A 503-nucleotide genomic window follows, 5' to 3' on the forward strand; every position below is an offset into this window, starting at 1 on the left:
GGTCGAGCGCGCCGCCGAGCGGCTCCCGCTCGGCGATCTCCATGCAGGCCTCATGGCGGTCGTCGACAAGGCGTCACCGGAGGATCGGATCGCCCTCATCCGCGCCCACCCAGAACTAGCCGGCAAGGCCGCTATCGACCGGACGCTGACCGATGCGTCGGCGGCGGAGCAGGCGTCGGCCGGGCTTGATCGGCTGTCACCGGTCGAATTTGAGGATTTTCATGCGCTGAACCGCGCCTATCGCGACCGGTTCGGCTTCCCGTTCATCATCTGCGTCCGGCGCACCGACAAGGCGGGCATCCTTGCTGCAATGCGCCGGCGGCTTAGCAACGATCGCGACACGGAGATCGAGAGCGCCATTGCAGAAATCGGCGCGATCGTGCGGCTTCGGCTGGAGGATTTGGCATGACACTCGAACGACATGAGGAGAGGGTCGCTCACGACCTGGCTTGTCTCGGCTTCGGCGGTTCGGACTGGCTGCGACCGACCGAGCGAGAAGATGG

Annotated in this window: 1 protein-coding gene; it reads left to right on the top strand. The window is 65.8% G+C overall.

The genetic code is table 11. The annotated features are described in order from the left end of the window. The coding region (uraD, locus tag AACY52_RS30260; RefSeq protein ID WP_339561371.1) for a 2-oxo-4-hydroxy-4-carboxy-5-ureidoimidazoline decarboxylase at positions 1-409 on the top strand (409 nt) is incomplete at its 5' end. Positions 410-503 lie beyond the last annotated feature (94 nt).

The sequence above is a fragment of the Pseudomonas sp. EA_65y_Pfl1_P113 genome, from assembly GCF_963970525.1.
GTDB classification, from domain to species: Bacteria; Pseudomonadota; Gammaproteobacteria; order Pseudomonadales; family Pseudomonadaceae; genus Aquipseudomonas; species Aquipseudomonas tritici.